Genomic DNA, 24614 nt, shown 5'->3' with positions numbered 1-24614 from the left:
CGGACGCGCTGGTCGCCCAGGGTGTCAACGGCGGCGTCATCTCGCTCGACGGCAAGGGCGAAACCCAACTGGCCCGCCCGACCGCCGACGGCGTTCGCGAGCCTCTCAACCGCCGCGCCACCATCGGCATCAACTTCTAGGACGGTTCGTCCGGGCGCTGCACGAAGCGCCCGGACCTGCCGCCCGGAAGGCCGAGGGGTCTGCGACAACAGCACCGCCGGTCCCTCACGGGGCCGGCGGTCTTGTTTTTTCCGGGGGATTGGTGAGACCCTGCGGTTCCGGCCGTTACGGGCCGGACGCGACGTCCCGCCGGAGGTTCCGATGTCCAGTCGCCCGCTTCTCAGCCTCCTCCTTCTGGGCATGGCCGCCTGTTCGCCCGGCGAGCCGGCCGCGAGCGCGCCCTCCGTCCCCCGGGCGGACGACAGCGGTCGTCGCGAGACCGCCGTCTTCGCCGGCGGCTGTTTCTGGTCCGTCGAGGCCAATTTCGAGGCGATCCCGGGCGTGGTGGCGGCGGTGTCGGGCTTCGCTGGCGGCGCCACGGCCAATCCGTCGTACGATCAGGTTGTGCGCGGCGGCACGGGTCACCTCGAAGCGGTCCAGGTGACCTTCGACCCTGCCCGGATCAGTTATCGCCAGTTGGTCGACCGGTTCTGGCTGACCATCGACCCCACCGATCCCGACGGACAGTTCTGCGATCAGGGGCCGTCCTACGCGACGGCCGTCTTCGCCGGCCCGGCCCAGAAGGCTGACGCCGAGGCCTCCCGCCGCGCCGCGGCCGCCCGGATCGGCGCGAGCCGATTCGTCACGCCTGTCCGCGACTCCGTCCGGTTCTGGCCGGCCGACGCCGCCCATCAGGACTTCGCCCGCCGGAATCCGGCGCGATACGGCGGCTACAGCCGGTTCTGCGGCCGCACCGCGCGGCTGCGCGCCGTCTGGGGCGAGGCATAGGCCTGGATCGTCCGATAGCGGACGGATTCGAGACCCATCCACAGACAATCCGCCCACAACGGTGTGTCTCCCGCGCCACCCGGTCAGGCTGTCATATCACTGTCACACGAATGTCGTCCCAGTTTCCGACGGGGCCCGTAGAGGGAGCGGGATTTCAGCCGGCTGAGGCCGGTCGGCGGGCGCTTGCGCCCTTGTTCATCGGGGATAACGACAAATGACGAACCGCAAACGCGTGTTCTGGGCGACGACCGCCCTCTGCAGCGGCTTCCTTATGGCGGGCGCCGCCGCGGCCCAGTCGACGGGATCGATGACCGTCGAGGAGTCGACGGAAGTCGAGACGGTCGTCGTCACCGGCCAGCGCGGTCCGCGCAACGTCGATGGCGTTATCGTGGCCGAACAGGTCGGCAAATCGCGCTCGACGATCACCCAGGAGTACCTGTCGACCCAGGCTCCGGGCCAGACCGTCCTTCAGTCGCTGAACCTGCAACCGGGCGTGAACTTCACCAACCAGGACGCGTATGGCAACTCGGGCGGCGACGTCACGATCCGCGGCTTCGACGCCCAGCGTATCTCGCTGAACCTCGACGGGATTCAGCTGAACGACACCGGCAACTACCAGATCTATTCGAACCAGCAGCTGGACCCGGAACTGCTGGAGCGCGCCAGCGTCAACCAGGGCACGACCGACGTCGACAGCCCGACCGCCTCGGCCACCGGCGGCACCATCAACCTGGTCACCCGTCGCCCCGCCCGCGAGTTCGGCGCGATCGTCCAGCCCTCGATCGGCGAAGAGAACTACCAGCGCATCTTCGCCCTGGTGGACACCGGCGAGTTCGGCCCGTGGGGAACCACGGCGTGGTTCTCGACCTCGGCCACCAACTACGATCAGTTCGGCAACCCGGGCGAACTGTCCAAGCAGACCTACAACGGCCGCATCTATCAGCCGATCCGTGGCAACGGTGACTTCCTTTCGGTCGCGTTCAACTACAACCGTAACCGCAACAACACCTACGGCGGCAAGAACGTCGACCTGTTCAACGCCGGCACCATCACCCCCGGCAACGGCGCCCAGTGCCTGTTCGATCCGGCCCGGCCCGGCGTTCGCGACGACCAGGGCGTGTCGAACCCGGTCGGGACCCCGGCGGGGAACATCAACCCCGGCTGCGGAACCTACTATAACTACTTCATGAATCCGTCGGACACGGCGAGCATCCGCGGTCAGGCCCGCTTCTCGATCACCGACAATCTGACGCTGACGGTCGACCCGACCTACCAGTACGTGATGGCCAACGGCGGCGGCACCACCAACGTTGACGAGTTCGACCAGCGGCTCGCGGGTTCGTTCTTCAATCCTGCGACGGCGGCGACCCGCCGGGCGAACGGCGTTGACCTCAACGGCGACGGCGACATCCTCGACCGGATCAAGCTGTACTCGCCGTCGAACACCAACACCAACCGCTACTCGATCAACTCGTCGCTGATCTACGACATCAACGACGATCATCGCGTGCGTCTGTCGTACACCTTCGACACCGGCAACCACCGCCAGACCGGCGAGTATGGCTTCCTGAGCCGGTCGGGCGATCCGCTGGATCCGTGGGCGGGCCACAAGAACGGTGGCCAGGAGCCGATCCTGACCCGCGACGGCGACATCTTCCAGAAGCGTGATCGCCGCTCCAAGGCCGTGCTGAACCAGGTCTCGTTCCAGTACGTCGGCGACTTCTTCGCCAACGCCCTGACCCTGGATATCGGCGTGCGTGCGCCGTTCTTCCACCGCGAGCTGACCAACTACTGCTACCAGATCAACACCTTCGATGCGTATTGCTCGGCCCAGACGCCGTTCTCGAACCCCACCGCCGGCGCCCCGGTCAGCTTCGAGCGCGACTATGAAGACGTCCTGCCGAACGCCGGCGTGACCTGGCGTTTCGCCCCCAACCAGCAGATCTTCGCCTCCTACTCGGAGAATCTGTCGGCCCCGCGGACGGACGACCTCTACGACCGGATCCCGGCGGATCCGTCGCCGGAAACCAGCACCAACGTCGATCTCGGCTACCGTTATCAGACCAGCCGCCTGATCGCCTCGGTGTCGGCCTACTCGTCGAAGTTCGAGAACTACATCGCCCGCGCCGTTACCGACGTGCTCGACTCGAACGGCGTTCCGACCGGTGAAACCATCGTCACCAACGTCAACGTCGGCGCCGTGGATCGCTGGGGCGCGGACGGCCAGCTGGGCTTTGTCTTCAACGACAACTTCTCGCTCTACGGCTCGGTGTCCTACCTCGGCAGCGAGGTGAAGGAGAACGTTCCGAACACCCCCACCCCGTTCCCGACGGCCGGCAAGGAGCTGTTCGAGGTTCCGGAGTGGCAGTACGCCCTGCGCGCCGAGTACACGACCGGCCCGCTGACCGTGGGCCTGCAAGGCAAGTACGTCAGCGAGCGCTGGACCAACCTGGTCAACGACGAGCAGACCCCGGACTACACGATCGTCGACCTCGACGCCCGTTACGACCTGTCGTTCATCAACGAGGGGATGTACCTTCAGATCAACGTCCTGAACCTGCTCGACGAAGAGTACCTCGGCAACATCTCGACCGAGATCTCGGGCAACCGCACCGCTCAGCTGGGCGCGCCGCGGACCTCGATGGCCACCCTGCGGATGACCTTCTAGGGCTTTCGCAACCAATCGGCGGGAAAGGGCGGTCCGCGAGGGCCGCCCTTTTTCGTGGCTCGCCTGTGGAGGCAGGCGATCTTGCAGATGTTGAAGTCGGGTCCGGCCGTGTCTATCTGGCGCGGCTGCCTTTCGCCGTTCCAGGACACCCCCGCCCCATGACCACGCCCGTCCCCGCCGAATGGTCGCCGCATCGCGCCATGTGGGTCGGCTGGCCCAGCCACGGCGAGCTGTGGGAGGAGAACCTCCAGCCGGCCCAGGCCGAGGTCGAAGCCCTGGTCCGCGCCCTCGCCGGCCCCGGCCGCGAACGGGTCCGGCTGCTGGTCGGCAAACCCGAAGCGCTCGATGACGCGCGCGCGCGCTTCGCCGGCGTGGCCAACGTCGAGATCGTCGACGGCCGCTTCGGGGACATCTGGCTGAGGGACACCGGCCCGATCTTCGGCGCCGGCTCCGCGACGGCCGCCGCCTTCCGCTTCAACGGCTGGGGCGGCAAGTACGAACTCGAATACGACGACACCGTCGCCAACCAGATCGGCGAGGCCGCCGGCGTCGCTCTCGAGCGTCACGATTTCATCCTCGAGGGGGGCGCGCTCGATCACGACGGGCAGGGCACGATCCTGACCACGCGCCAATGCCTGCTGAACCACAATCGGAACCCAGGCTGGACCGAGGCCGCCGCCGAGGCGGCGCTGGCGTCTTCGCTCGGCGCCCGCAAGGTGCTGTGGCTGGGCGACGGCCTGCTTAACGACCACACCGACGGCCATGTCGACAACCTCGCCCGCTTCGTCGCGCCGGGCGTGGTGGCCTATCCCGTCGCCTGGGGCCGCGGCGACCCGAACGACGACGTCTATGCCGGGGTGGCGCTGGCCTTGTCGAAAATGACCGACGCCGACGGCGGGCCGATCCGGATGCTGCCCCTGCCGTCGCCCGGCTTCGTCGGCGACGAGGGCGAGAAGCCCATTCCCGCCAGCCACATGAATTTCCTCATCGCCAACGGGGCGGTGATCGTGCCCACCTACGGCGACGCCCGCGCCGCCGACCTCGTCTGCCAGGGACTGAAGACGGCGTTTCCGGACCGGGAGATCATTCCCCTGCCGTCGCTCGCCATTCTGTCCGGCGGCGGGTCCTTCCATTGCATCTCCCAGCAGGAGCCCGCGTGATGACCCGCATGATCTCCGTCGCCGCCCTGCAGACGTCCTACGGCGAGGACCTGCAGGCCAATATCGACAAGACCATCGCCCTGATCCGCGAGGCGGCGGGCAAGGGCGCGCAGGTCATCCTGCCGTCGGAGCTGTTCCAGGGCCCCTATTTCTGCGTCAGCCAGGAAGAGAAGTGGTTCGCCACCGCCCATCCGTGGCGCGAGCATCCGTGCGTGAACGCCCTGCAGCCCGTCGCCGCCGAACTGGGCGTGGCCATCCCGGTGTCGATCTTCGAACGCGAGGGACCGCACTATTTCAACAGTATGGTCATGCTGGACGCTGACGGCTCGGCCATGGGCGTCTATCGCAAGAGCCACATCCCCGACGGCCCCGGCTATCAGGAGAAATACTATTTCCGGCCCGGCGACACCGGATTCAAGGTCTGGAACACCCGTCATGGCCGCATCGGCGTCGGCATCTGCTGGGACCAGTGGTACCCCGAAACGGCGCGGGCGATGATGCTGCAGGGCGCCGAGGTGCTGTTCTACCCCACCGCCATCGGCTCCGAGCCGCACGACAAGGAGCTGGACACCGCCGACCCGTGGCGGCGCGCCATGCAGGGCCACGCGGTGTCCAACGTCGTGCCCGTGGTCGGCGCCAATCGCATCGGGGCCGAATACGCCACCGACGTGGGCCAGGTCTTCTACGGCTCGTCGTTCATCGCCGATCATCGCGGCGACCTCGTCGAAAGCCTGGGGCGGGACGAGGAGGGCGTCGTGGTCCACGCCTTCGACCTCGACTACATCGACCGTCATCGCGCCGCCTGGGGCTTCTTCCGCGACCGGCGCACCGACCTCTACGGTTCGCTGGTCAGTCCGCGTCCCGCCTGATCGTTCGTCCCAAGCGCCCGCCGCTCGGCGGCGCAGGCCGGACTGCCCAGCCTCTCCGCGCGCGCGGACGCGAGCTCCATCCGGGCGGCTTCCAGCTCGGCGTGGAAATCCGGCGCCGCCGCGGCCTGTTCGTAGACGGCCTGCCCCAGCCGGCGTCCGTCCTCGACGTCCGACGGCCAGTTCATGGCGCAGACGGCGCGGCTGATCCCGATCTCGCGGCCCATGGCGCGGGCGGCGTCGGCGCGGTCGGGTGCGAGCCCCGCGAACAACTCGCCATAGGCGGCGCCGGCCACCGCGGCCGCCGCCGGCCAGGAGCCTCCGGACCGCTGGTCCTCCGTCACCCGCTGGCAGGCCCGGCGCGACGGGTCCAGGGCGATCGGCCTGGATCTCGGATTTGAGCCCGCCAGCCGCGCCGTCAGGGTGGCCGAATCGACCAGCAACCTGTGCATGATCCGCGTCAGCGCGGGGCGGGGGCGGGCCGACAGCCGCGTCCCGAGCACGCAATCGAAATGCTGTGCCGCTTCGGGCGGGCGAATCTCGGCGTGGGCGGTGGCCAACCACCAACGATCGGTGTCCTCCAGCCCCTGCAGCGTCTGCGACGCGGCCAGGTCGCCGTCGTCCGCCCACGTCCCGGCCTGCGCGGTCAGCGCGTCCATGCGGTCAGGCGGCAGATATCCCGGGGGCGCTTCGGCAGTCTGCGGCGGCGGTCCGCCGAGGCCGGCGCAGGCGACCACAAGGGTGCAGGCGGCCACGGCGGCCGCCCGCTTCATCGTCCCGCGGTCCAGGTCAGCTGTACGCTGGTCGGTTCGCCCTCGACGCGGGTGGCGACGACGCTCAGCAACTGACCCCGGCCCCCGGCGCCGTCTCCGGCCGCATAGCCCATGGAGTCGCCGCGGTTCATCGTGTTGATCGGCTTGAGCCCGGCCGCTTCGGCGCGCTCGCGATAGAAGGCGACGACGTCGGCGGGCGGCGCGTCCGTCGTGAACTCGACGATCCCTCCCGGTCCCTCGGGGCTGTGGGCCACGGTCGCGGGACCCCCGGGTTCGCCGCCGGGATAGATCACCGCGAAAACCGGCGCGCCTTCGGCGGCGGGCAGGGCGCTCGCGCTGCCGGCTGCCGGCGCCGGGCTTGCGGCGACCCGCGCATCGGCGGCCGGAGCGGCTGCTTCGACCGCGGCGACGCCGGCGTCCGCGGCCGCATCAGCGGGCTGGCGCTCTCCGCACCCGGCCAGAGCCATGGCCCCCATGATGGCGGTGGCCGCTAGACTACGCTTCATCCCTTGGTCGTCCCTGAACAGACTGTGTTGTTGGCTTCACCGTGGCGCAAGCCTGCGGCGGCGGCAAGGCGGGTTCACGCCCCGCATAAGGCGCGAAATGACGTGAGGGTCAGCCCGTCGCCGCGTCGGCTCCGTCGCCGACCCCGGGCTTGCCTTCCGCGGGGTCCCCGGCCGGCCCGGTGAAGTCGTGGCCGGTGTTGTTGACCGGTTGGTCCGGATTCGTTCCGACCGGCGGACGGGGGGCGGCGGACGTCTTGCCCTCTTCGGCCAGGGCCTTGTCGATCCGGTCCTGGTCGGGATCGATTTCCGAGCCGGTGGCGGCGCCGCCCTCCAGGGAGCCCGCCCGGGTGTCGGAGCCCATCCCGCTGCCGGATACGGCTTCGGTCAGGGCGTCCGGCGTCCGGCCCAGATCGGGCTTTTCGCCCATGTCGTCGGCCTCGCGGGCGTCCTCGGTCTGCTGCGGATGCTGTTGCTGGGTCATGGCGAACTCCTTCGCCCGGGTAAGCGAACCGCCGGGTGAGCGGTTCCGCCCGCCGCCCGTCCCGACGTCTTCCCGAGCAGAAAAAAGGGCCGGATTCGCATCCGGCCCTCCTTCGTCCGACAGGGGTTCGGAAAGCCGGCCTATTTGCCGAACAGCTTGGCCCAGCGGCGCTTCTCGCGGGTCTTCCAGGCGCCCCGATGGTAGGCGTCCGAGCCGATCAGCGGCACCACGGTCGTGGCCTCGGCGAAGACCATCTGCTCGTGCGTGGTTTGCACCTTGCCCCACGAGGCGGCTTCCTTGAGCGTCGAGGACGAGCAGGCGCCGTCGCGGACGTCGGCGACCGTGATCTGGACCGCGTAGCGGTGCATTTCAGCCTCGACGCCGAGGATCTCGGCGCAGACGACGGTGTCCTGGGCGAAGTTCTTCGGCACCCCGCCACCGACCATGAACAGGCCGGTCACGCCCGCGGCGATCTTGATGTCGGTCAGTTCCCGGAAGTCGGCGATGGCGTCGAGCATCATATAGGGCTGGCCGGCGGCGGCCCGCTCCTTCTGGTGCTTGACCAGGCCGAAACCGGCCGAGGAGTCGACGAAGGCCGGGCAGAAGATCGGCACGCCCTCTTCATAGGCGGTCTGGATCAGGCTTCCTTCCTTCCTGGCGTTCCCCTCGGACAGCCATTTGCCCATCTCCCAGATGAACTCGCGCGAGGAATAGCCGCGCGGCTCCAGCCGGTTGGCGATCTCCAGGATGGTGTGGTCGCAGGCCTGGAGCTCTTCCTCGTCGATGTAGGTGTCGTAGATCCGGTCGATGTAGTTGTCGCGCAGGACGTTGTCGTCCACCTCGCCGGCGGCCTGATAGTGCTTGAAGCCAAGGGCCTCGAAGAAATCCATGTCGACGATCGAGGCGCCGGTGGCGACCACGGCGTCGACCATGCCGAACTTCACCATGTCGCGGTACACGTGCATGCAGCCGCCGGCCGAGGTGGACCCGGCGAGGATCAGCCACGGCGAGCAGTCCTTGTCCTCCAGCGCCATGTTGAAGATGTCGGCGGCCCGGGCCGTGTCGCGGCTCGAGAACGACATCTTGCGCATGCTGTCGATGATCGGACGCGCATCGAAGGAGGTGATGTCCACGTGCTCCACCGTGTTCTGGAGCAGCTGGGCCTTCTGGTTCGACTGAACGGGAGCGTTCATTGCAAGGGTTTCCCTTTGGTTTGAGCGCCCGTCGTCAAAGGAAGCAGCGGCCCGGACGGAGCGACGGGCCGCTGCTGATTACAATGCGTAAGCGACGATTTAGCGCCGCCGCTGCTTGCGTTGGCCGGCCTTACCCTTGGGGCGGGACAGGCGAACCACCTTGCGGGCCTGCTCTTCCGCGGAGGTGCGCACCGTCGGGATCGACCGCGGCGCCAGACCGTAGAGCGAGGCCATCGGGGCGTCCCCGACCATGGCCAGCTCGTGCTCGCCATAGCCGTTGAAGCCAGTCGACATGGCCACGCCATAGGCGCCCAGCATGCCGATCTCGATGAAGTCGCCTTCCTGCACATCGGCCGGCAGCCAGAACGGGCCCGGCATGTGGTCGATGGAGTCGCAGGTCGGGCCGTAGAAGCGGAACGGCTTGAGATCGGCCGAAGCCGCGCCGTCCCGGACCAGCTTGGTCGGGAAGGGCCAGCGCGAGTGGGTGGCGTCGAACAGCGAACCGTACGAGCCGTCGTTCAGGTACAGGGCGTCGCCCTTGCGCAGGTCGACCCGGCACAGCACCGACGAGGACTCGGCCACCAGCGCCCGGCCGGGCTCGCACCATAGTTCGGTGGTGTGGGTGACCGGCATCTCGGCGAAGCCGCGATGGATGGCGTCGGCGTATTCGCTCATGTCCGGCGGAACCATGCCCGGATAGACCGAGGGGAAGCCGCCGCCGACATCGACGATGTCGACGATCACGCCGGCGCGGGTGATGGCGCGGCCGACCTGGGCCATGGCGGCCTCATAGGCGGACGGGCGCATGCACTGCGAACCGACGTGGAACGACACGCCCATCAGCCCGTCCTCCACCGCCTGGCGCGTGGCCAGCAGCAGCGACGGGGCCTGATCCGGCGAGACGCCGAACTTGCCCGACAGGGAGTAGGCCGCGCCGTCGGCCGACACCGCCATGCGCACGACCAGGTTCAGGTCGGCCGCGCCGCCGGTGGCGTCGATGATCTTGGCCAGTTCGTCATGGCTGTCGAGCGAGAAGGTGCGGACGCCGAACTCGAAATAGGCGCGGGTGATGGCGCCCCGGCTCTTGACCGGGTGCATGAAGGCCAGGCGCGCGTCCGCGCTGACCGAACGCACCAGTTCGACCTCGGCGAGCGATGCGACATCAAACCCGGTGACGCCGGCCTCGATCAGGGTCTCGATGACCCAGCGCGAGGGATTGGCCTTCACCGCATAGAAGACGTCAGCCTTTAGATTGTCCTGGAACCAGCGCGCCGCTACGGAAACCGAACGCGGTCGCACGAGGGCGACGGGACGTTCGGGGGACCGCTCGCGGACCAGGTCCAGGGGAAATGGATACGTGCGCAATTCACGTAAACCCCTGTAATTGTTAAACCCAGACCGGCGTTAGCAGCGCATAACGGTTAGACCACGGGGTCCGCCGGAAGCGGCCATGTAGGGTCAGGGGTCCGTCATGTAAAGCGGTTTTTTCTTGGCGGGTCCGGGGCTTGCGTGGATTGCTCCGATCCCGGAACAATCGCGGCTTCCCGTCGCGCGCTTTGTGACTCAGCCGTAACTTGCCGACGACCCCGCCGCTGATACCGTCCCGTGGACCATCCGGGGGATTTTCGATGCGCCACGCCGCCCTGCTCGCCGCCGTCTTTCTCGCCGTCGCGCCCCCCGCGGCCCTCGCCCAGACCGCCCAGCCGGTTCCCGCGTCCGAACTGGCCCGCAGCGTGGACATCCCGTTCGAGGCGTTCACCCTCGACAATGGCCTTCGCGTCGTCGTCCACACCGACCGAAAGGCGCCCGTCGTCGCGGTGGCCGCCTGGTACAACGTCGGGGCCAAGGACGAGCCCGAGGGCCAGACCGGCTACGCCCACCTGTTCGAGCACATCGGCCTGTTCAATCCGACCGAGAACCTGCCTGGCGGCCTTATGGAGCCGCTGCGGGCCATCGGCGCGACGGACTGGAACGGCACCACCTGGTTCGACCGCACCAACTTCTTCCAGACCGTGCCGACCTCGGCCCTCGACCAGGCGCTCTACATGGAGAGCGACCGGATGGGCCACCTGCTGGGCGCGCTCAATCAGGAGCGGCTCGATAACCAGCGCGGCGTCGTCCAGAACGAGAAGCGGCAGGGCGACAACCAGCCCTACGGCCTGGTCTACTACGCCCAGCTGGAGGCGCTCTTCCCGCCCGGCCATCCCTACCGCCACTCGACCATCGGCTCGATGGCCGATCTGGACGCCGCCAGTCTGGAGGACCTGCGCCAGTGGCACCGGGACAACTACGGCCCGAACAATGCGGTGCTGGTCATCGCCGGCGACATCGACGCGGCGACGGCCCGCCAGAAGGTCGAGCAGTATTTCGGCCATATCCCCCGCGGAGCGGCGAACGAGCCGGCCCAGGCCGATATTCCCACGCTCCCGGCGCGCATCGACCAACTGATGCACGACCGCGTGCCCAACACCCGCCTGTACCGCACCTGGGTGGTCCCCGGCCTGCTGGCCGACGACTCCGCCGACCTGCAGGTCGCGGCCTCGGTCCTGGGCGGTCTGGCCAGTTCGCGGCTCGACAACGCGCTGGTGCGTGGCGACGAGTCGGCGACGGCGGTCACCACCGGCTACCAGGCCTTCCACCGCATCGGCATGTTCAGCGTCACCGTTGACGTAAAGCCCGGCCAGGACGCGGACGCCGTGTCGCGCAAGCTCGACGAGCTGATCGCCGACTTCGTCGCCAACGGTCCGACCGAAGACGAGATCGCCCGCACGGTGACCAGCACCCTGTCGGGTCAGATTCAGGCGCTGGAGCCCGTGGGCGGCTTCGGCGGCAAGGCGGTCGTGCTGGCCGAGGGCGAGCTCTACGCGGACGATCCGGGCTTCTATCGCAGGGAACTGGCCGCGATGGCCGCGGTCACCCCCGCCTCGGTCAAGGCTGTGATGGGCCGCTGGCTGACCCGTCCCGTGCTTGCCACCCGCGTCGATCCCGGCGAACGCGAGCCCTATGTCGAGGCCGCCGACAACCGCCCCGCCCCGGCTCCGGCTGAACCGCTGCAGGTCACGCCCCGCGGGCCGATGCCGCCTGTCGGCCCGATGAAGGCGCTGGACTTCCCCGCCGTCGAACGGACCCGTCTGTCGAACGGCATTGAGGTGATCTACGCCCGCTCGACCACAGTCCCCGTCACCCGGGTGGCGGTGGAGTTCAACGCCGGCGTTGCGGCCGACCCCGGCGATGCGCCGGGGACCCAGCGGCTGATGCTGGATCTGCTGACCGAGGGCACGACCCGCAGGACCGCGGTCCAGATCGCCGAGGAGGCCGAGCGTCTGGGCGCCAGTGTCGCGGCGTTCGCCTCGGTCGACCGCACCACAGTCGCCCTGAACGCGGTCAGTCCCAATCTGGAGCCCTCGCTGGACCTGCTGGCCGATGTGATCCGCAATCCGGCCTTCCGCCCGGCCGATATTGAACGCCGCCGCAACCAGCAACTGGCCGCCATCGCCCAGGAGAAGAGCTCGCCCAACGGCATGGGCGCGCGCGCCCTGCCGGTGGTGCTGTACGGGCCTGACCACCCCTATGGCCGCGCCTGGTCCGGCCTCGGCGCCACCGAGGCGGTGCAGGCCCTGGATCGGGGGGATCTGACCGGCTTCCACCAGCGCTGGATCCGGCCCGACAACGCGCAGCTGTTCATCGTTTCGGATCGGCCGCTGGCCGAACTGACGCCCCTCCTGGAAGCCCGCTTCGGGGCCTGGACCGCGCCTTCGGTCGCCAGGGGAGCCAAGGCCTTCGACGCGCCGGTCCCGGCGGCCCGCCCCCGGGTCGTCCTGATCGACCGGCCGCAGTCGCCGCAGTCGCTGATCATGGGCGGGATCGTCCTGCCTGTGACCGGCCGCGATGATCTGGTCACCCTCAACGCCGCCAACGAGGTCATCGGCGCCGGCTTCCTGTCCCGCATCAACCAGGACATCCGCGAGACCCGCGGCTGGTCCTACGGGCTCAACGGCCGGATCAACCTGCTCGAGCACCAGACGCCCTATATCGTCAACGCCCCGGTCCAGTCGGACCGCACCGGGGAGTCGATCGCCGTCCTGATCGACCAGTACCGCGCCTTCCTCAGCGACCGGGGCGTCACCGCCGCGGAGCGCGAGCGGACCGTCAACGGCAACGTCCGCCAGCTGCCGGGCAGCTTCGAGAGCTCGGCCAATGTGCTGAACGCCCTGCGGACCAACGCCCTTTACGGCCGTCCCGACAACTACTGGGAGACGCTGGCGCCCCGCTACGAGGCGATGACGCCGCAGGTCATGGACGCGGCGGCCCGTGAGGTTCTCGACAGTTCCAGGATGGTCTGGGTGGTGGTCGGCGACGCCTCGGTGGTCCGGCCCCAGCTGGAAGGCCTCGGCCTGGAGGTGGAGGTCCGGGCGGCGCAGTAGGCGGGCCATCCGGCCTCTTCCGCCGTCACGCTGGACGAAATCGTCGCGGGCGTGCCATTAAGACTTGCCCCAAGGGCCCGTTCGGGCCATGCGGCGCGCCCCTGCAACCGCCAACAGTCTGTTCATGACCGCATCCGCCGCCGCCGTCGCGTCCGTCCGGGACGTGTCCAAGACCTTCGGCGCCCGCAAGGCCCTGAACGGCGTGTCCGTCGAGGTCGGGGCCGGAGAGATGGTGGCCCTGATCGGCCCGTCCGGTTCGGGCAAGTCGACCCTGCTGCGCTCGATCACCGGCCTGCAGACCATCGACGCGGGCAAGGGCGTCATCGAGGTGTTCGGCCAGACGGTGCAGAAGAACGGCCGCACCACCGGCGCCACCCGCGCGGCGCGCCAGAAGCTCGGCATGATCTTCCAGCAGTTCAACCTGGTCGGCCGGCTGTCGCTGTTCTCCAATGTCATGCTCGGCGCCCTCGGCCGGCTGCCGGAATGGAAGGGCTTCCTCGGGCTGTGGCCTGCGGCCGACAAACGCCGGGCCATGGAAGCCCTGCACCGCGTCGGCGTCTCCGACTACGCCGCCCAGCGCGCCAACACCCTGTCCGGCGGTCAGCAGCAGCGCGGCGCCATCGCCCGCGCCCTGGTCCAGGGCGCCCGGGCCATCCTCGCCGACGAGCCGGTCGCCTCGCTGGACCCCGTCTCGGCCCGCAAGGTCATGGAACTGCTGGTCGAGCTGAACCAGCGTGACGGCCTCGGCGTCATCGTCACCCTGCACCAGGTCGACTACGCCATCCGCTACTGCGAGCGCGTCATCGCCCTCAAGGCCGGACAGATCGTCTACGATGGCCCGGCCACAGGTCTGGATACGAAGCAGCTTATCGATATCTACGGTCCCGAGTTCGAGGACGCGTTCTGGGAAACCAAGGCATGACCTTCCCCCTTCTCACCCGCCGGCTGGCCCTCGCCGCCGCCCTTGCTCTCGGCGTCGCCTCGTGCGGCGCCGGCGACGACAACAAGGCCGGCGGCGCGCCGTCCGAACTGACCTTCTCCATCCTCTCGGCCGAGGGCCAGGCCTCCGCCGGCCCGCTGTGGCAGCCGCTGCTGGACGACATGTCCAGGGCCGTCGGCGTGCCGGTGAAGCCCTATTTCGGCTCCAACTACACCGTGCTGGTCGAGGCCATGCGCGGCGAGCAGACCCACATCGGGTGGTTCTCGGCCAAACCCGCCATCGAGGCCATCGACCGCGCCAACGCCGAAGTCATCGCCCGCACCGTGAACAAGGAAGGGATGGACAGCTACCGCTCCACCCTGATCGTGCGGACCGGCTCGGGCATCACGCTCGACCAGGTTCTGGCCTGCGGCAAACGCTTCGATTTCGGCATCGGCGACGCCCAGTCGACCTCCGGCACGCTGGCCCCGATGGCCTTTCTGTTCAACCCGCGCGGCATCGCACCGGCCCAGTGCTTCAAGACCGTGCGCTCGGCCAACCACCAGTCGAACGCCTTCTCGGTCGCCGCGGGCGTGCTGGACGTCGCCACGTCCAACACGGTCAACACCGTCTTCCTGACCAAGCAGAATCCCCAGATCGCAGCCCAGATCCAGGAGATCTGGCAGTCGCCGCCGATCCCGGAGAGCGGCATCGTCGTTCGCGAGGACCTCGACCCCGCGCTGAAGGAAAAGATTCGCAGCTTCTTCCTGACCTATGGCCAGGGCGACACCGCCGAGGCCGAGCGCCAGCGCCGGGTGCTGGCGGGGCTGGAGTATTCCCGCTTCAGCGCCGCGGATGACAACTATCTGAATCCCGTCCGCGAGATGGTGGCCGACCAGCAACTGGGCGAGGCGCGGGCGAAAGGCGACACGGCCGCTGTGGCCGCCGCCGAACGCGAACTGCAGCGCCTGCGCAGCCTGCGCGAGGTCCAGCCTTGACCGACGTCGCCGCCCGGCCCGCCACGATCCCCAATCCGCCTTCGAAGTCGATGGGCGCGTGGGCGCTCGACGTTTTGATCTGGGGCGGTGTCGGCGCCCTGCTGATCTACAGCTTCGGCCCGGTGGAGCTGGGCAACGCCACGCGCCTGTTCAGCAACAGCGAGAACACCCAGAATTTCGCCCGCGACCTGCTGCGTCCGGACTTCACTGACTGGCGGATATTCATCGCCAAGATGTGGGAGACGATTCAGATCGCACTGTGGGGGACCTTCCTGGCTGTGTTCGCCGCCGTTCCCATGGGACTGGCCGCCGCCCGCAACATCGCTCCGGGCTGGATCGTCACTCCGGTCCGCTGGGTGATGAACCTGCTGCGCTCAATTCCGGACCTGGTGATCGGCCTGCTGTTCGTCGTGGCCGTGGGTCTGGGGCCGCTTCCCGGCGTTCTGGCCATCGCCCTGAACACCGCTGGCGTTCTGGCCAAGCTGTTCTCCGAGGCAGTGGAGTCGATCGACAAGGGTCCCGTCGAGGGCGTCCGCGCCACCGGGGCCACCAAGCTGCACGAGATCATGTGGGGCGTGATTCCGCAGGTCGGTCCCCTGTGGACCTCGTTCGCCCTCTACCGCTTCGAATCGAACAGCCGCTCGGCCACCGTGCTGGGCCTGATCGGCGCCGGCGGCATCGGCCAGGTGCTGTTCGACCGTATGAACGCCTTCGATTTCCGCGATGTCTCGGCCATCGTCATCGTGATCATCGTCGCCGTGACCCTGATCGACATGCTGTCCCAGGCGATGCGCAAACGGCTGCTGTAACGGACGCGGAAGGGCGCGGCCGCTCGTTCAGGGCGTGTCCCGGCTCATCAACCGACCGGCGACAGCCTTTACGGCCGTCATCACCTCGCGGGATCCCGAGGCGTTGGTGAACACCGCGACCGCCGTTCGTCGCGCGGGATCCAGATAGGCGGCGTTGCAGACGCCGGGGTCGCCGCCCCAGTGCTCGACCAGATCGACGCCGTCCAGTTTCGACCTCTGCCAGCCCAAACCCTGTCCGGTCAGCCAGGCGGGCAGGCCCGGAGGCGTCGTCGGGGCCATCATCTGCTCCAGATCGGCCCCGGTCAGGATCCGCGCATCGCCCCATACGCCGCCGTTCGTCGCCGCCGCGAGGAAGCGCGTGTAGTCCATGACGGACGCCCGAAGCATCCCCCCGGGCCAGTCCGGGAAGCCGACCGGTTGCACCCGAGTCCTGACGCCATCGACGCTGTCGTAGGGAACGGCGGCGTCCGCCGGCGTCCCCGCGATCGACCAACTGACCCGGCGCATACCCAGGGGCGCGAACAGCCGCTCGTCGATGAAATGTCTCAGATCCTGTCCCGCGACCCGTCCGGCGGCGTGACCCAGCAGGGCGTAGCCGACATTGCTGTAGTCCCAGCGTGCCCCCGGCGCGGCCGGGGAATAGCTGCCTTCAGCCGAATAGTGCGCCCCGCCGGGGGTCAGATAGTCCCGCAGGAAGGTGTCGAGCGGCATGACGGCGTCGCGGCCGGGCTGGCGGAAGTCGACCGCGTAACAGGTCTTGTCGGAGATGCTGGAGACGTGGGCCATCAGATGACGGAAGGTGATGTCCACGCCCGGATGCACAGGGTTCCCGATGGCGAAGTCCAGATGGGGCGCGACCGGTTCGTCCACATCCAGCAGCCCGGCCTCGGCCAGCATCATGACCGCCGTGGCGATCACCGGCTTGGTCAGGGAGGCGACATGGAACACGGTCTGGCCCGTGACCCGCCGACCGCTCTCGACATCGGCCAGTCCGTAGCCTTCGGCCAGACGAACGACCCCGTCCCGGGCGTACCCCACCGCCATGCCGGCCACGCCCGCCCTGGTCATGGTGTCGGTCACGAAGGCGGCGAGGGCCTCGTCGGCCGCCGCCGGGGAGGGCAGGGCGGGTGACAGGGCCGTCGCCGCGCCGGCGAGGATCAGCCCGCGGCGCGAGATCGCCAGTCGGGATGGGGAGGTTTCGACAGGGATCATACTTGTGCTCCACTGGGGCCTGACAGCTCTTGCGGTAAATAGGTAGGTGCCTACATATATGTCAATGCGAACCCTTCCTGACCATGACCGTGACGATTTCCCCGCCCGGATGGGCGGGGCGGCCCTCGGCGCCCGCCTGAGGCGTCTGTCGGCCCGAATCGATGCGGAGGCCGCGCGCGCCTATGCGGCGTCGGGGGTGGCGTTCGAACAGCGCTGGTTCGGGGTGCTCGACCAGATCGCGCGACGGGGGCCCATGGCCGTGAGCGATCTCGCCGCCGTCCTGGGCATCACTCATGTTTCTGTCAGCCAGACCAGCGCCTCTTTGCAGGAGGCGGGTCTGCTGGTCCCGACCGCGGACCAGCGGGACAGGCGTCGGCGGACCCTGGCGCTGACAACCCGTGGAGTCGCCTTCGTCGAACGCCTTGCCCCTCTATGGCGGGCTTTCGACGAGGCCTCGCGAGACCTGGACGAGGAGGCGGGGCGCGTCGTCGAGGCGCTCGATCGACTGGAGCGGGCGCTGGCGCGCCGTTCGCTTTCAGACCGCATCAACGACAGGATCGGCCTGGCGGACCGGCCGATCCTTTCCGGGGATGCGGATCAGACCTGACGCAGATCCGGGGGCGTCGCCTCTGCCGTCAGCATTTGGATAGCTTGCTCCACCGACACCACCTCCTGCGCCTGCGAGCCCAGGCGGCGGATGGCGACCGTGCCCTGTTCGGCCTCGTTCTTGCCGACCACGGCGATAACCGGGACCTTGCCGACCGAGTGTTCGCGGACCTTGTAGCCGACCTTCTCGTTGCGCAGGTCGATCTCGGTGCGCAGCCCGGCCGCCTTGAGCTTCGCCACCACCTCGCGGGCGTAGTCGTCGGCCTCGGACACGATCGTCGCCACCACCGCCTGCGTCGGCGCCAGCCACAGGGGGAAGGCCCCGGCGTAGTTCTCGATCATGATGCCGATGAAACGCTCGAACGATCCGAGGATCGCCCGGTGCAGCATGACCGGCCGGTGCTTCTGGCCATCCTCGCCGACATATTCCGCGTTCAGCCGCTCGGGCAGGACGTAGTCGAGCTGCAGCGTGCCGCAGGTCCACTCCCGGCCGATGGCGTCCTTGACCACGAAGTCCAGCTTGGGCGCGTAGAAGGCGCCGTCGCCCTCGGCGATGACCGGCTCGACGCCCGCCGCCGCCGCCGCCTCGGCCAGCATGCCTTCGGCCTTGTCCCAGAATTCGTCCGAGCCGGCGCGGACGTCCGGACGGGTGGCCAGGTTGATGTAGGCCGTCTCCATGCCGAGATCGGCGTGGACGATCTTCGTCAGTTCGATGAACCGGCGCGTCTCGTCGACGATCTGATCCTCGCGGCAGAAGATGTGGGCGTCATCCTGGGTGAAGCCGCGCACCCGCATCAGGCCGTGCAGGGCGCCCGACGGCTCATAGCGATGGCAGGCCCCGAACTCGGCCATACGTAGCGGCAGTTCGCGGTACGAGCGCTGGCCGATGCCGAAGATCTGCACGTGGCCCGGGCAGTTCATCGGCTTGAGGGACAGGGTCTCGCCCTCGACCGTCTCGCAGACGAACATGTTGGGCCGGTATTTCTCCCAGTGGCCCGACTTCTCCCAGAAGGTCCGGTCCAGCACCTGGGGCGTCTTGACCTCGACATAACCGGCGGCGTCGAGGCGGCGGCGCATATAGGCCTCGATGACCTGCCACAGGACCCAGCCCTTGGGGTGCCAGAAGACCATGCCCCGGCCCTCTTCCTGCATGTGGAAGAGCTCCATGGCGCGGCCGATCTTGCGGTGGTCGCGCTTCTCGGCCTCCTCGACACGCAGCAGATAGGCGTCGAGGTCCTCCTTCGAGGCCCAGGCCGTGGCGTAGATGCGCTGCAGCTGCGGATTGCGATGGTCGCCGCGCCAGTAGGCCCCGGCCAGCTTGGTCAGCTTGAAGGCCTTGCCGACGAATTTCGTCGACGGGAAGTGCGGCCCCCGGCACAGGTCGATCCAGTCGCCGGTGCGGTAGGTGGTGATCGTCTCCGTGCCCGGCAGGTCGCGGATCAGTTCGGCCTTGAAGGTCTCGCCCTTGGCCTCGAACAGCTTGATGGCCTCCTCGCGGTCCCAGACCTCGCGCACCAGCGTCTCGTCGCGGTCGACGATCTCGGCCATCCGCTTCTCGATGGCGGCGAAGTCGTCGGTCGAGAACGGCTCCTCACGGAAGAAATCGTAATAGAATCCGTCCTCGATCGCCGGCCCGATCGTCACCTGGGTGCCGGGAAACAGTTCCTGCACCGCCTGGGCGAGGATGTGCGCGGCGTCGTGGCGGATCGTCTCCAGCGCGGCCGGATCGTCGCGCATGATCAGCTTGAATTCGCCGCCGCTCTCCAGCGGACGGTCGAGGTCCCACTGCTTGCCGTTGATCTCGGCCAGCGCCGCGCGCTTGGCCAGCGACGGCGAGATGGAGGCGGCGACGTCTCGGCCCGTCGAGCCGTCGGGGTATTCGCGGCGGGCGCCGTCGGGGAATTTGAGTTCAATCATCGTTCAGTCTTTGCAGGCGGCGGAACCGGGTCATAGCCCGATTTGCCGAGAGGATGGCATTTGCAGAGGCGCCGGACGGTGAGCCATCCCCCCTTGATCGGACCGTGCTGGATCAGCGCGTCCCGGCCGTAGTCGGAGCAGGTCGGCAGGAACCGGCACTGCTGCCCGATCAGGGGCGACAGCGTCAGCTTGTACCCGCGATGGGCCAGCCGGACGCCGCGTTCGTAGAGAGTTCCGCCGGGTGCCATGTCGCCGCGCTTATCCCTCGCCGAACGCGCGGGAGCAACGGGCGCTATGCAGCGCCGGCGAGGCTAGTTCGCGTATCCGGGCTCTTGCGGGCCATCGCCTGTCGCATCGCGTCCAGCGTCGCCTCGATGGCGACCATGGTCGAGGCGTGCCGCGCCGGATAGTCGGCGACCAGCTTCAGGGCGCGCAGCCCTTCGAACCGGCCCCCGGGGCCGTCGCCGCCCGCCTTGAGCATGGCGGTCATGGCGTCGCGCGCTTCCGAGATCTCTTCAACCGAGGCGCCGATGACGCTCTCGCCCAGCACCCCCGCCGCCGCCTGGCCGAGGGCGCAGGCCTTCACATCCTGGGCGAAGGCGGCGACGCGGCCGGCCTCGTCCAGCACCACGTCCACGACCGCCTTCGACCCACACAGCTTGGCCACGCGTTCGCCGGTGCCCTGCGGCGCGGCCAGCCGCCCGCTGTGCGGCATGTTGGCCGCCAGCTTGAGGATGCGCGCGCTGTAGAGCTCGTCGATCATGGTCTGAAGATAGGCGGGCAGGGGGCCTGCGTGAAGCCCGCCGCCTCGCTGGCCCGTCAGCCGCCCTGCAGCGAGCCCCAGGTCCGGGCCTGGTCGGCGGCGGCGGATCCGGTGCGGGCCCGCAGCCACGCCAGGTTCCGGTCGGCCGCATCGGGCGGCAGGTCGCGGCGCATCATCGCCTCGGCCTCGCCCATCTTGCCGTTCAGGCCCAGGGCCATGGCCAGGTTCAGGCGGACCTTCAGCGAGGCCCCCGGCTGGGCGGCGGCGCGGCGCAGCAGCGGTTCGGCGCCGGCGGTGTCGCCCCGGGTCATGGCCGAGATGGCCATATTGGTCAGGACGTCGGGATTGTCGGGCGACAGATGCAGCGCCCGCGCCCAGGCGGTCTGGGCGTCCTGCGCCCGCCGCACCTGCTCATAGGCCGTGCCCAGCAGCGACCAGGCCCGCCAGTCGTCGGGGCGGGCGTCCCGCGCCCGCTCCAGCGCCGAGACGCCGTAGAAGGCATGACCCCGGGCGATATGGCCCCGGCCGACCTCGAGCATGGCCTCGACGTTGTCCGGCTGCACCAGCAGGATCCGCTCGGCCATCTCGGCGGCCTCGACGTATCGCCCGAGTTCACGCATCGCCTGCGCCGCCTTGACCCCGGCGATCGGATCCATCGGATTGATCTCGGCCTGTTCGGTCCAGAACACCGAACGGCTCAGCGGGTCGGCCCGGTCATAGGCCGCGCGAGTCTCGGCGTTGGCGGGGACCGGTGGCGCGGCGGCGGCTGCGGTCTGGGGTGCGGCCTGTTGCGCGAGCGCGGGCGGGCCCAGGACGAGCAGGGGCGCCGCGATCAGGGCGATGGTTGCGATGCGGGCGGTCGTGCGCGACATGGAAGGGCGCTCCGGAAGGTTCGGGCTCCAACCTCGCCCCTTCGCGTCAATCCTTGGTTAAGATCGGCCCGCTCGCGGCCGGAAAGGCCTCCTGCGATGTCCGTCTTCCATCCCGACCTGCTGACCGCCGACGGCGAGGGCGCCCTGCCGGTCCGGATCGTGATGAAGGACGCGGCCGTCGACGGCGTCTGGAGCGCCTGGGCCGGCGCCAACGACTTCACCGGCAAGGCCGGGCAGGTGCTGCTCCTGCCGTGTTCCGACGACGGCCTGTCGGGGGCTCTGTTCGGGGGCGGCGAGACCTTCGATCCGATGACCGCGCGCGTGCTGGCGGCGAAACTGCCCGAAGGCCTGTGGCGGCTGGAAGGACTGGTAGCGGATCAGGCCCCGCAAGCGGCCCTGGCCTTCGCCTTGGGGGCCTACCGCTTCGACCGGTACAAGGCCCGCTCCATGGGCCCCGCGCGTCTGGTTGCCGGCTCCGGGGTGGACGTCGCCGCCGTCCTGCGCATCGCCGCCGCCTGCGCCCTGGCCCGCGAGATGGTCGACACCCCGGCCGCCGACATGGGCCCCCTGCAGATCGAGACCGTCGCCCGCGAGATCGCCGAAGGGTCGGGCGCCTCTCTCACCGTCACCACCGGCGACGCCCTGCTGGAGGAAAACTATCCGGCCGTGCACGCCGTCGGCCGCGCCGCCGCGCCGCACCGCGCGCCCCGCGTGATCGAGCTGGGCTGGAATCTGGAGCGGACCGACCTGCCGCTGGTGGCGCTGGTCGGCAAGGGCGTGGTCTTCGACTCCGGCGGCCTCGACATCAAGGCGGCGGCCGGCATGCGCAACATGAAGAAGGACATGGGCGGCTCGGCCCACGCCCTGGCGCTCGGGCGGCTGGTCATGCAGGCCGATCTGCCGGTGCGGCTGGTGGTGCTGGTGGCGGCGGTCGAGAACGCCATCTCCGCCGACGCCTTCCGTCCGGGCGATATCCTGAACAGCCGCAAGGGCCTGACCATCGAGATCGGCAACACCGACGCCGAGGGTCGCCTGATCCTCGCCGACGTCCTGACCCGGGCCGGCGAACATTCGCCCGACCTGACGCTCGACTTCGCCACCCTGACCGGCGCCGCCCGCGTCGCGCTCGGGCCGGACCTGCCCCCGCTGTACACCGACGACGAGACCCTCGCCGGCGACCTGCTCGAAGCGTCGCGGGCCGTCTCCGATCCCTTGTGGCGCATGCCATTGTGGCCCGGTTATCGCGCCGCGCTGGAGACCGAGATCGCCGACCTGCGCAATGATTCCGCCGGCTGGGCCCAGGCCGGTTCGATCACGGCCGCCCTGTTCCTGCAGAGATTCGCCCCGGCCACCGGGGCCTGGGCGCACATGGACATTTTCGCCTGGAACCCCCGCGCCCAGCCCGGCCGCCCCGAGGGCGGCGAGGCCCAGGGGCTGCGCGCCTGTTTCGAAATGCTGTCGCGCAGATATCCGCGATCGGCGGCGCCACGATAAAGCCTCCGTTCGTTAACGGGCCTTTCGGCATATCGCGTCATCCTGCCGGCTCAACCGGACGAGCCTTGCTTGACTCCAGACGCCGCCACGCCCGACCCCCGCACCACGCTCGCGCGGCCCGACCTGGCCGAGCAGGCGCTGGAGGGACGCGTGCGGGCCACGGCCTATCGCCCGACCCGGCCGATGCACGCGGTCGTGCCCCTTGCGGACATCCACGCCGGCGCCGATCCCGCCTCCGAGCGCATCGACCAGTTGCTGTTCGGCGAGGCCTTCGACGTGCTGGACCGGAAGGGCGACCGCCTCTGGGGCCGCGCCCGTCGCGACGGCCTCGTCGGCTGGATCTCCGCCTCGGCCCTGAAGCCCGGCGCGCGCCTGCCGACCCACCGGGTGTCGGCCGTCACCGGCGACCTGCCGCTCAACGCCCTTGTCGCCGACCCCTCCGGAGTGTCGCCTGACGACCTCGCCCCGATCGGCGCTTTCGAGACCGATCCGGTCGCCGTGGCCGAGCGCCTGCTCGGCGTGCCCCACAGCCTCGGCGCCCGGTCCTCGACCGCCACCGACTGCTCCGGATTGATCCAGCAGGCCCTCTACGCCTGCGGCCTCGCCGGTCCCCGCTACGCCGACCAGCAGGCCGAACTCGGCCACGCCGTCGACCGCAAGGCCGCCCGCCGCGGCGACGTCGTCGTCTGGCTCTCGCCTCCCGGCGACCACAGCTGGACCGGCCACTCGGCCTTCATGCTGGACGCCGATCGCGTGCTGCACGCCACCGGCCACCACGGCGCCGTCGTCATCGAGCCCTTCGCCGAGGCCGACGCCCGCTACCGGGCCGACGGCTTCCACGCCCCGGTGTTCCGCCGCCTTCAGACCTGATCGCCGGTCCACTCGGCCCGGACGGTCGGGTCCGGCTCGCCGGGCAGCGCCTCTGCCCGCAGGCCCGCGAACGCCGCCTCGTCCATCAGCCTCGACAGCCCCCACACCGCCGCTCCCCGCACCACGGGCGATGGATCGTCGAGCAGTCGACGGGCGGCCGGGATCAGCTCGGGATCGCCGCTGTTCCCGATCGCATAGAGGACGTTGCGCACGAACCGGTCCCGCCCGATCCGCTTGACCGGGCTTTTCGAGAACAGGGCCCGGAAGGCCGTATCGTCCAGGGCCGCGAGGTCCGCCAGCCTCGGCGACACCAGAGCCTCGCGGGCCTGCACCCGCGTCTCATGTGAGGTGACGGCGAACTTGTTCCACGGGCACACGGCCAGGCAGTCGTCGCAGCCATAGATGCGGGACCCCGTCGCGGCCCGGAATTCCACCGGCCACGCTCCGGCGAACTCTATGGTCAGGTACGACAGGCAGCGCCGCGCATCGAGCTGGAACGGCGCCGGGAAGGCGTTCGTCGGGCAGATGTCCAGGCAGGCGGTGCAGGCCCCGCAGTGTTCGCTCTCGGGCTCGTCCGGTTCGATTTCGGCGGCGCTCAGGATCACGCCCAGGAACAGCCAGCTGCCTCGGCTGCGCGACAGCAGGTTGGTGTGCTTGCCCTGCCAGCCGACGCCGGCCCGCTGCGCCAGCGGCTTCTCCATCAGCGGGGCGGTGTCGACGAAGACCTTGACCTCCTCGCCGGTCCGGGCGGCCACCTGTCCAGCCAGTGTCTTGAGCCGGCCCTTGATCAGCTCGTGATAGTCGTCGCCCCGTGCATAGACCGAGATGTATCCGGCCGAGGCGTCGTCCATCTCGGGCAGCGGGTCATGCCCCGGGCCGTAGTTCAGGCCCAGCACGATGGCCGTCTTCGCCCCGGGCCACATGGCGGTCGGATGGGCGCGCCGCTCCAGCGTCGTCTCCATCCAGCCCATGTCGCCATGCCGCCCGGCCCCGACGAAATGCGCCAGTCGCTCGCCCGCGTTCCACGGCTCCGACGCCGACGCGAACCGGCACACGTCAAAACCCAGGGCTGACGCGCGGTCGCGGAGCAAATTGCGGATATCGGCCGCCATGCGCGTCGTCCTGACGCCTCGGC

At 69.3% G+C, this 24614-nt stretch carries 22 protein-coding genes; 11 read left to right on the top strand and 11 right to left on the bottom strand.

What is annotated here, in order from left to right:
* Positions 1-321: 321 nt before the first annotated feature.
* The 4 genes from msrA (at position 322) to aguB (ending at position 5645) form a co-directional block, all read left to right on the top strand.
* Positions 322-948 carry a peptide-methionine (S)-S-oxide reductase MsrA gene (gene msrA, locus VEB62_RS14770; RefSeq protein WP_324801322.1) on the top strand — a complete coding sequence of 209 codons (627 nt, stop codon included), beginning with the start codon at positions 322-324 and terminating at the stop codon, positions 946-948.
* A 214-nt stretch (positions 949-1162) separates the two neighbouring features.
* The gene (locus tag VEB62_RS14765) at positions 1163-3616 is read left to right on the top strand and encodes a TonB-dependent receptor (RefSeq protein ID WP_324801319.1); all 2454 of its coding nucleotides are present in this window, start codon (positions 1163-1165) and stop codon (positions 3614-3616) included.
* A gap of 158 nt (positions 3617-3774) precedes the next feature.
* The gene (locus VEB62_RS14760; RefSeq protein WP_324801316.1) at positions 3775-4776 is read left to right on the top strand and encodes an agmatine deiminase family protein; all 1002 of its coding nucleotides are present in this window, start codon (positions 3775-3777) and stop codon (positions 4774-4776) included.
* Entirely contained in the window at positions 4776-5645 is an 870-nt protein-coding gene (gene aguB / locus VEB62_RS14755; RefSeq protein ID WP_324801313.1) for an N-carbamoylputrescine amidase, read from the top strand. Before VEB62_RS14760 ends, aguB begins: the two co-directional genes overlap by 1 nt.
* Here the strand turns inward: aguB and VEB62_RS14750 are convergent.
* The 5 genes from VEB62_RS14750 to VEB62_RS14730 form a co-directional block, all read right to left on the bottom strand.
* Positions 5612-6415, bottom strand: coding sequence for a phosphatase PAP2 family protein (locus VEB62_RS14750; protein ID WP_324801311.1), 804 nt, complete (start codon positions 6413-6415; stop codon positions 5612-5614). The genes aguB and VEB62_RS14750 overlap by 34 nt on opposite strands.
* The gene (locus tag VEB62_RS14745) at positions 6412-6921 is read right to left on the bottom strand and encodes a hypothetical protein (RefSeq protein ID WP_324801308.1); all 510 of its coding nucleotides are present in this window, start codon (positions 6919-6921) and stop codon (positions 6412-6414) included. The genes VEB62_RS14750 and VEB62_RS14745 overlap by 4 nt, the downstream gene beginning before the upstream one ends.
* Positions 6922-7030: 109 nt before the next feature.
* The gene (locus tag VEB62_RS14740) at positions 7031-7402 is read right to left on the bottom strand and encodes a ribonuclease (RefSeq protein ID WP_324801305.1); all 372 of its coding nucleotides are present in this window, start codon (positions 7400-7402) and stop codon (positions 7031-7033) included.
* Between the two features lie 140 nt (positions 7403-7542).
* Positions 7543-8595: a 1,9-bis(guanidino)-5-aza-nonane synthase gene (locus tag VEB62_RS14735; RefSeq protein ID WP_324801302.1), complete on the bottom strand. Its 1053-nt coding sequence runs from the start codon at positions 8593-8595 to the stop codon at positions 7543-7545.
* 99 nt (positions 8596-8694) lie between these two features.
* Positions 8695-9960 (bottom strand): type III PLP-dependent enzyme, encoded by a 1266-nt coding sequence (locus VEB62_RS14730; RefSeq protein WP_324801299.1) that lies wholly within the window; start codon positions 9958-9960, stop codon positions 8695-8697.
* 263 nt (positions 9961-10223) lie between these two features.
* On the opposite strand from VEB62_RS14730, the gene VEB62_RS14725 reads away from it, so the two are divergent.
* From VEB62_RS14725 to phnE, 4 genes are all read left to right on the top strand, one after another.
* Positions 10224-13019: a M16 family metallopeptidase gene (locus VEB62_RS14725; protein ID WP_324801297.1), complete on the top strand. Its 2796-nt coding sequence runs from the start codon at positions 10224-10226 to the stop codon at positions 13017-13019.
* 124 nt (positions 13020-13143) lie between these two features.
* Positions 13144-13941, top strand: coding sequence for a phosphonate ABC transporter ATP-binding protein (phnC, locus tag VEB62_RS14720; RefSeq protein ID WP_324801295.1), 798 nt, complete (start codon positions 13144-13146; stop codon positions 13939-13941).
* On the top strand, positions 13938-14936 hold the full coding sequence (phnD, locus tag VEB62_RS14715; RefSeq protein WP_324801293.1) for a phosphate/phosphite/phosphonate ABC transporter substrate-binding protein: 999 nt from the start codon (positions 13938-13940) through the stop codon (positions 14934-14936). Before phnC ends, phnD begins: the two co-directional genes overlap by 4 nt.
* Positions 14937-14986: 50 nt before the next feature.
* Positions 14987-15745, top strand: a complete 759-nt coding sequence (gene phnE, locus VEB62_RS14710; protein WP_324801328.1) for a phosphonate ABC transporter, permease protein PhnE — start codon at positions 14987-14989, stop codon at positions 15743-15745.
* 27 nt (positions 15746-15772) lie between these two features.
* Here the strand turns inward: phnE and VEB62_RS14705 are convergent, their stop codons facing one another.
* On the bottom strand, positions 15773-16957 hold the full coding sequence (locus VEB62_RS14705; RefSeq protein WP_324801290.1) for a serine hydrolase domain-containing protein: 1185 nt from the start codon (positions 16955-16957) through the stop codon (positions 15773-15775).
* A 64-nt stretch (positions 16958-17021) separates the two neighbouring features.
* Here VEB62_RS14705 and VEB62_RS14700 point away from each other — a divergent pair, with 64 nt between their 5' ends.
* Positions 17022-17564 carry a MarR family winged helix-turn-helix transcriptional regulator gene (locus VEB62_RS14700; protein ID WP_324801287.1) on the top strand — a complete coding sequence of 181 codons (543 nt, stop codon included), beginning with the start codon at positions 17022-17024 and terminating at the stop codon, positions 17562-17564.
* On the opposite strand, the gene thrS is transcribed toward VEB62_RS14700, so the two are convergent.
* From thrS to VEB62_RS14680, 4 genes are read right to left on the bottom strand one after another with little or no spacing between them, the layout of a single operon-like run.
* On the bottom strand, positions 17555-19480 hold the full coding sequence (gene thrS, locus VEB62_RS14695) for a threonine--tRNA ligase (protein WP_324801284.1): 1926 nt from the start codon (positions 19478-19480) through the stop codon (positions 17555-17557). The two genes, VEB62_RS14700 and thrS, sit on opposite strands and share 10 nt — an antisense overlap.
* Positions 19477-19728 carry a membrane protein insertion efficiency factor YidD gene (gene yidD / locus VEB62_RS14690; RefSeq protein WP_324801283.1) on the bottom strand — a complete coding sequence of 84 codons (252 nt, stop codon included), beginning with the start codon at positions 19726-19728 and terminating at the stop codon, positions 19477-19479. Before yidD ends, thrS begins: the two co-directional genes overlap by 4 nt.
* 44 nt (positions 19729-19772) lie before the next feature.
* Positions 19773-20243: an iron-sulfur cluster assembly scaffold protein gene (locus tag VEB62_RS14685; protein ID WP_324801279.1), complete on the bottom strand. Its 471-nt coding sequence runs from the start codon at positions 20241-20243 to the stop codon at positions 19773-19775.
* Between the two features lie 56 nt (positions 20244-20299).
* The gene (locus VEB62_RS14680) at positions 20300-21115 is read right to left on the bottom strand and encodes a tetratricopeptide repeat protein (RefSeq protein WP_324801277.1); all 816 of its coding nucleotides are present in this window, start codon (positions 21113-21115) and stop codon (positions 20300-20302) included.
* 96 nt (positions 21116-21211) lie between these two features.
* Between VEB62_RS14680 and VEB62_RS14675 the strand changes: the two genes are divergently transcribed.
* The gene (locus tag VEB62_RS14675) at positions 21212-22609 is read left to right on the top strand and encodes a leucyl aminopeptidase family protein (protein ID WP_324801274.1); all 1398 of its coding nucleotides are present in this window, start codon (positions 21212-21214) and stop codon (positions 22607-22609) included.
* Positions 22610-22678: 69 nt separating this feature from the next.
* Entirely contained in the window at positions 22679-23479 is an 801-nt protein-coding gene (locus tag VEB62_RS14670) for a C40 family peptidase (RefSeq protein ID WP_324801271.1), read from the top strand.
* Here the strand turns inward: VEB62_RS14670 and queG are convergent.
* On the bottom strand, positions 23470-24591 hold the full coding sequence (gene queG / locus VEB62_RS14665) for a tRNA epoxyqueuosine(34) reductase QueG (RefSeq protein WP_324801268.1): 1122 nt from the start codon (positions 24589-24591) through the stop codon (positions 23470-23472). The two genes, VEB62_RS14670 and queG, sit on opposite strands and share 10 nt — an antisense overlap.
* Positions 24592-24614: the final 23 nt, after the last annotated feature.

The organism is Brevundimonas sp. (genome assembly GCF_035626975.1).
Classification (GTDB): domain Bacteria; phylum Pseudomonadota; class Alphaproteobacteria; order Caulobacterales; family Caulobacteraceae; genus Brevundimonas.
This window is presented reverse-complemented; position numbering and strand designations above follow the sequence as displayed.

What these genes read in the sequence shown, in the direction of transcription:
- msrA (WP_324801322.1), top strand. Translation starts at nt 322, where the DNA reads ATGTCCAGTCGCCCGCTTCTCAGCCTCCTCCTTCTGGGCATGGCCGCC.
- VEB62_RS14765 (WP_324801319.1), top strand. Translation starts at nt 1,163, where the DNA reads ATGACGAACCGCAAACGCGTGTTCTGGGCGACGACCGCCCTCTGCAGC.
- VEB62_RS14760 (WP_324801316.1), top strand. Translation starts at nt 3,775, where the DNA reads ATGACCACGCCCGTCCCCGCCGAATGGTCGCCGCATCGCGCCATGTGG.
- aguB (WP_324801313.1), top strand. Translation starts at nt 4,776, where the DNA reads ATGACCCGCATGATCTCCGTCGCCGCCCTGCAGACGTCCTACGGCGAG.
- VEB62_RS14750 (WP_324801311.1), bottom strand. Translation starts at nt 6,415, where the DNA reads ATGAAGCGGGCGGCCGCCGTGGCCGCCTGCACCCTTGTGGTCGCCTGC.
- VEB62_RS14745 (WP_324801308.1), bottom strand. Translation starts at nt 6,921, where the DNA reads ATGAAGCGTAGTCTAGCGGCCACCGCCATCATGGGGGCCATGGCTCTG.
- VEB62_RS14740 (WP_324801305.1), bottom strand. Translation starts at nt 7,402, where the DNA reads ATGACCCAGCAACAGCATCCGCAGCAGACCGAGGACGCCCGCGAGGCC.
- VEB62_RS14735 (WP_324801302.1), bottom strand. Translation starts at nt 8,595, where the DNA reads ATGAACGCTCCCGTTCAGTCGAACCAGAAGGCCCAGCTGCTCCAGAAC.
- VEB62_RS14725 (WP_324801297.1), top strand. Translation starts at nt 10,224, where the DNA reads ATGCGCCACGCCGCCCTGCTCGCCGCCGTCTTTCTCGCCGTCGCGCCC.
- phnC (WP_324801295.1), top strand. Translation starts at nt 13,144, where the DNA reads ATGACCGCATCCGCCGCCGCCGTCGCGTCCGTCCGGGACGTGTCCAAG.
- phnD (WP_324801293.1), top strand. Translation starts at nt 13,938, where the DNA reads ATGACCTTCCCCCTTCTCACCCGCCGGCTGGCCCTCGCCGCCGCCCTT.
- phnE (WP_324801328.1), top strand. Translation starts at nt 14,987, where the DNA reads ATGGGCGCGTGGGCGCTCGACGTTTTGATCTGGGGCGGTGTCGGCGCC.
- VEB62_RS14705 (WP_324801290.1), bottom strand. Translation starts at nt 16,957, where the DNA reads ATGATCCCTGTCGAAACCTCCCCATCCCGACTGGCGATCTCGCGCCGC.
- VEB62_RS14700 (WP_324801287.1), top strand. Translation starts at nt 17,022, where the DNA reads ATGCGAACCCTTCCTGACCATGACCGTGACGATTTCCCCGCCCGGATG.
- thrS (WP_324801284.1), bottom strand. Translation starts at nt 19,480, where the DNA reads ATGATTGAACTCAAATTCCCCGACGGCGCCCGCCGCGAATACCCCGAC.
- yidD (WP_324801283.1), bottom strand. Translation starts at nt 19,728, where the DNA reads ATGGCACCCGGCGGAACTCTCTACGAACGCGGCGTCCGGCTGGCCCAT.
- VEB62_RS14685 (WP_324801279.1), bottom strand. Translation starts at nt 20,243, where the DNA reads ATGATCGACGAGCTCTACAGCGCGCGCATCCTCAAGCTGGCGGCCAAC.
- VEB62_RS14680 (WP_324801277.1), bottom strand. Translation starts at nt 21,115, where the DNA reads ATGTCGCGCACGACCGCCCGCATCGCAACCATCGCCCTGATCGCGGCG.
- VEB62_RS14675 (WP_324801274.1), top strand. Translation starts at nt 21,212, where the DNA reads ATGTCCGTCTTCCATCCCGACCTGCTGACCGCCGACGGCGAGGGCGCC.
- queG (WP_324801268.1), bottom strand. Translation starts at nt 24,591, where the DNA reads ATGGCGGCCGATATCCGCAATTTGCTCCGCGACCGCGCGTCAGCCCTG.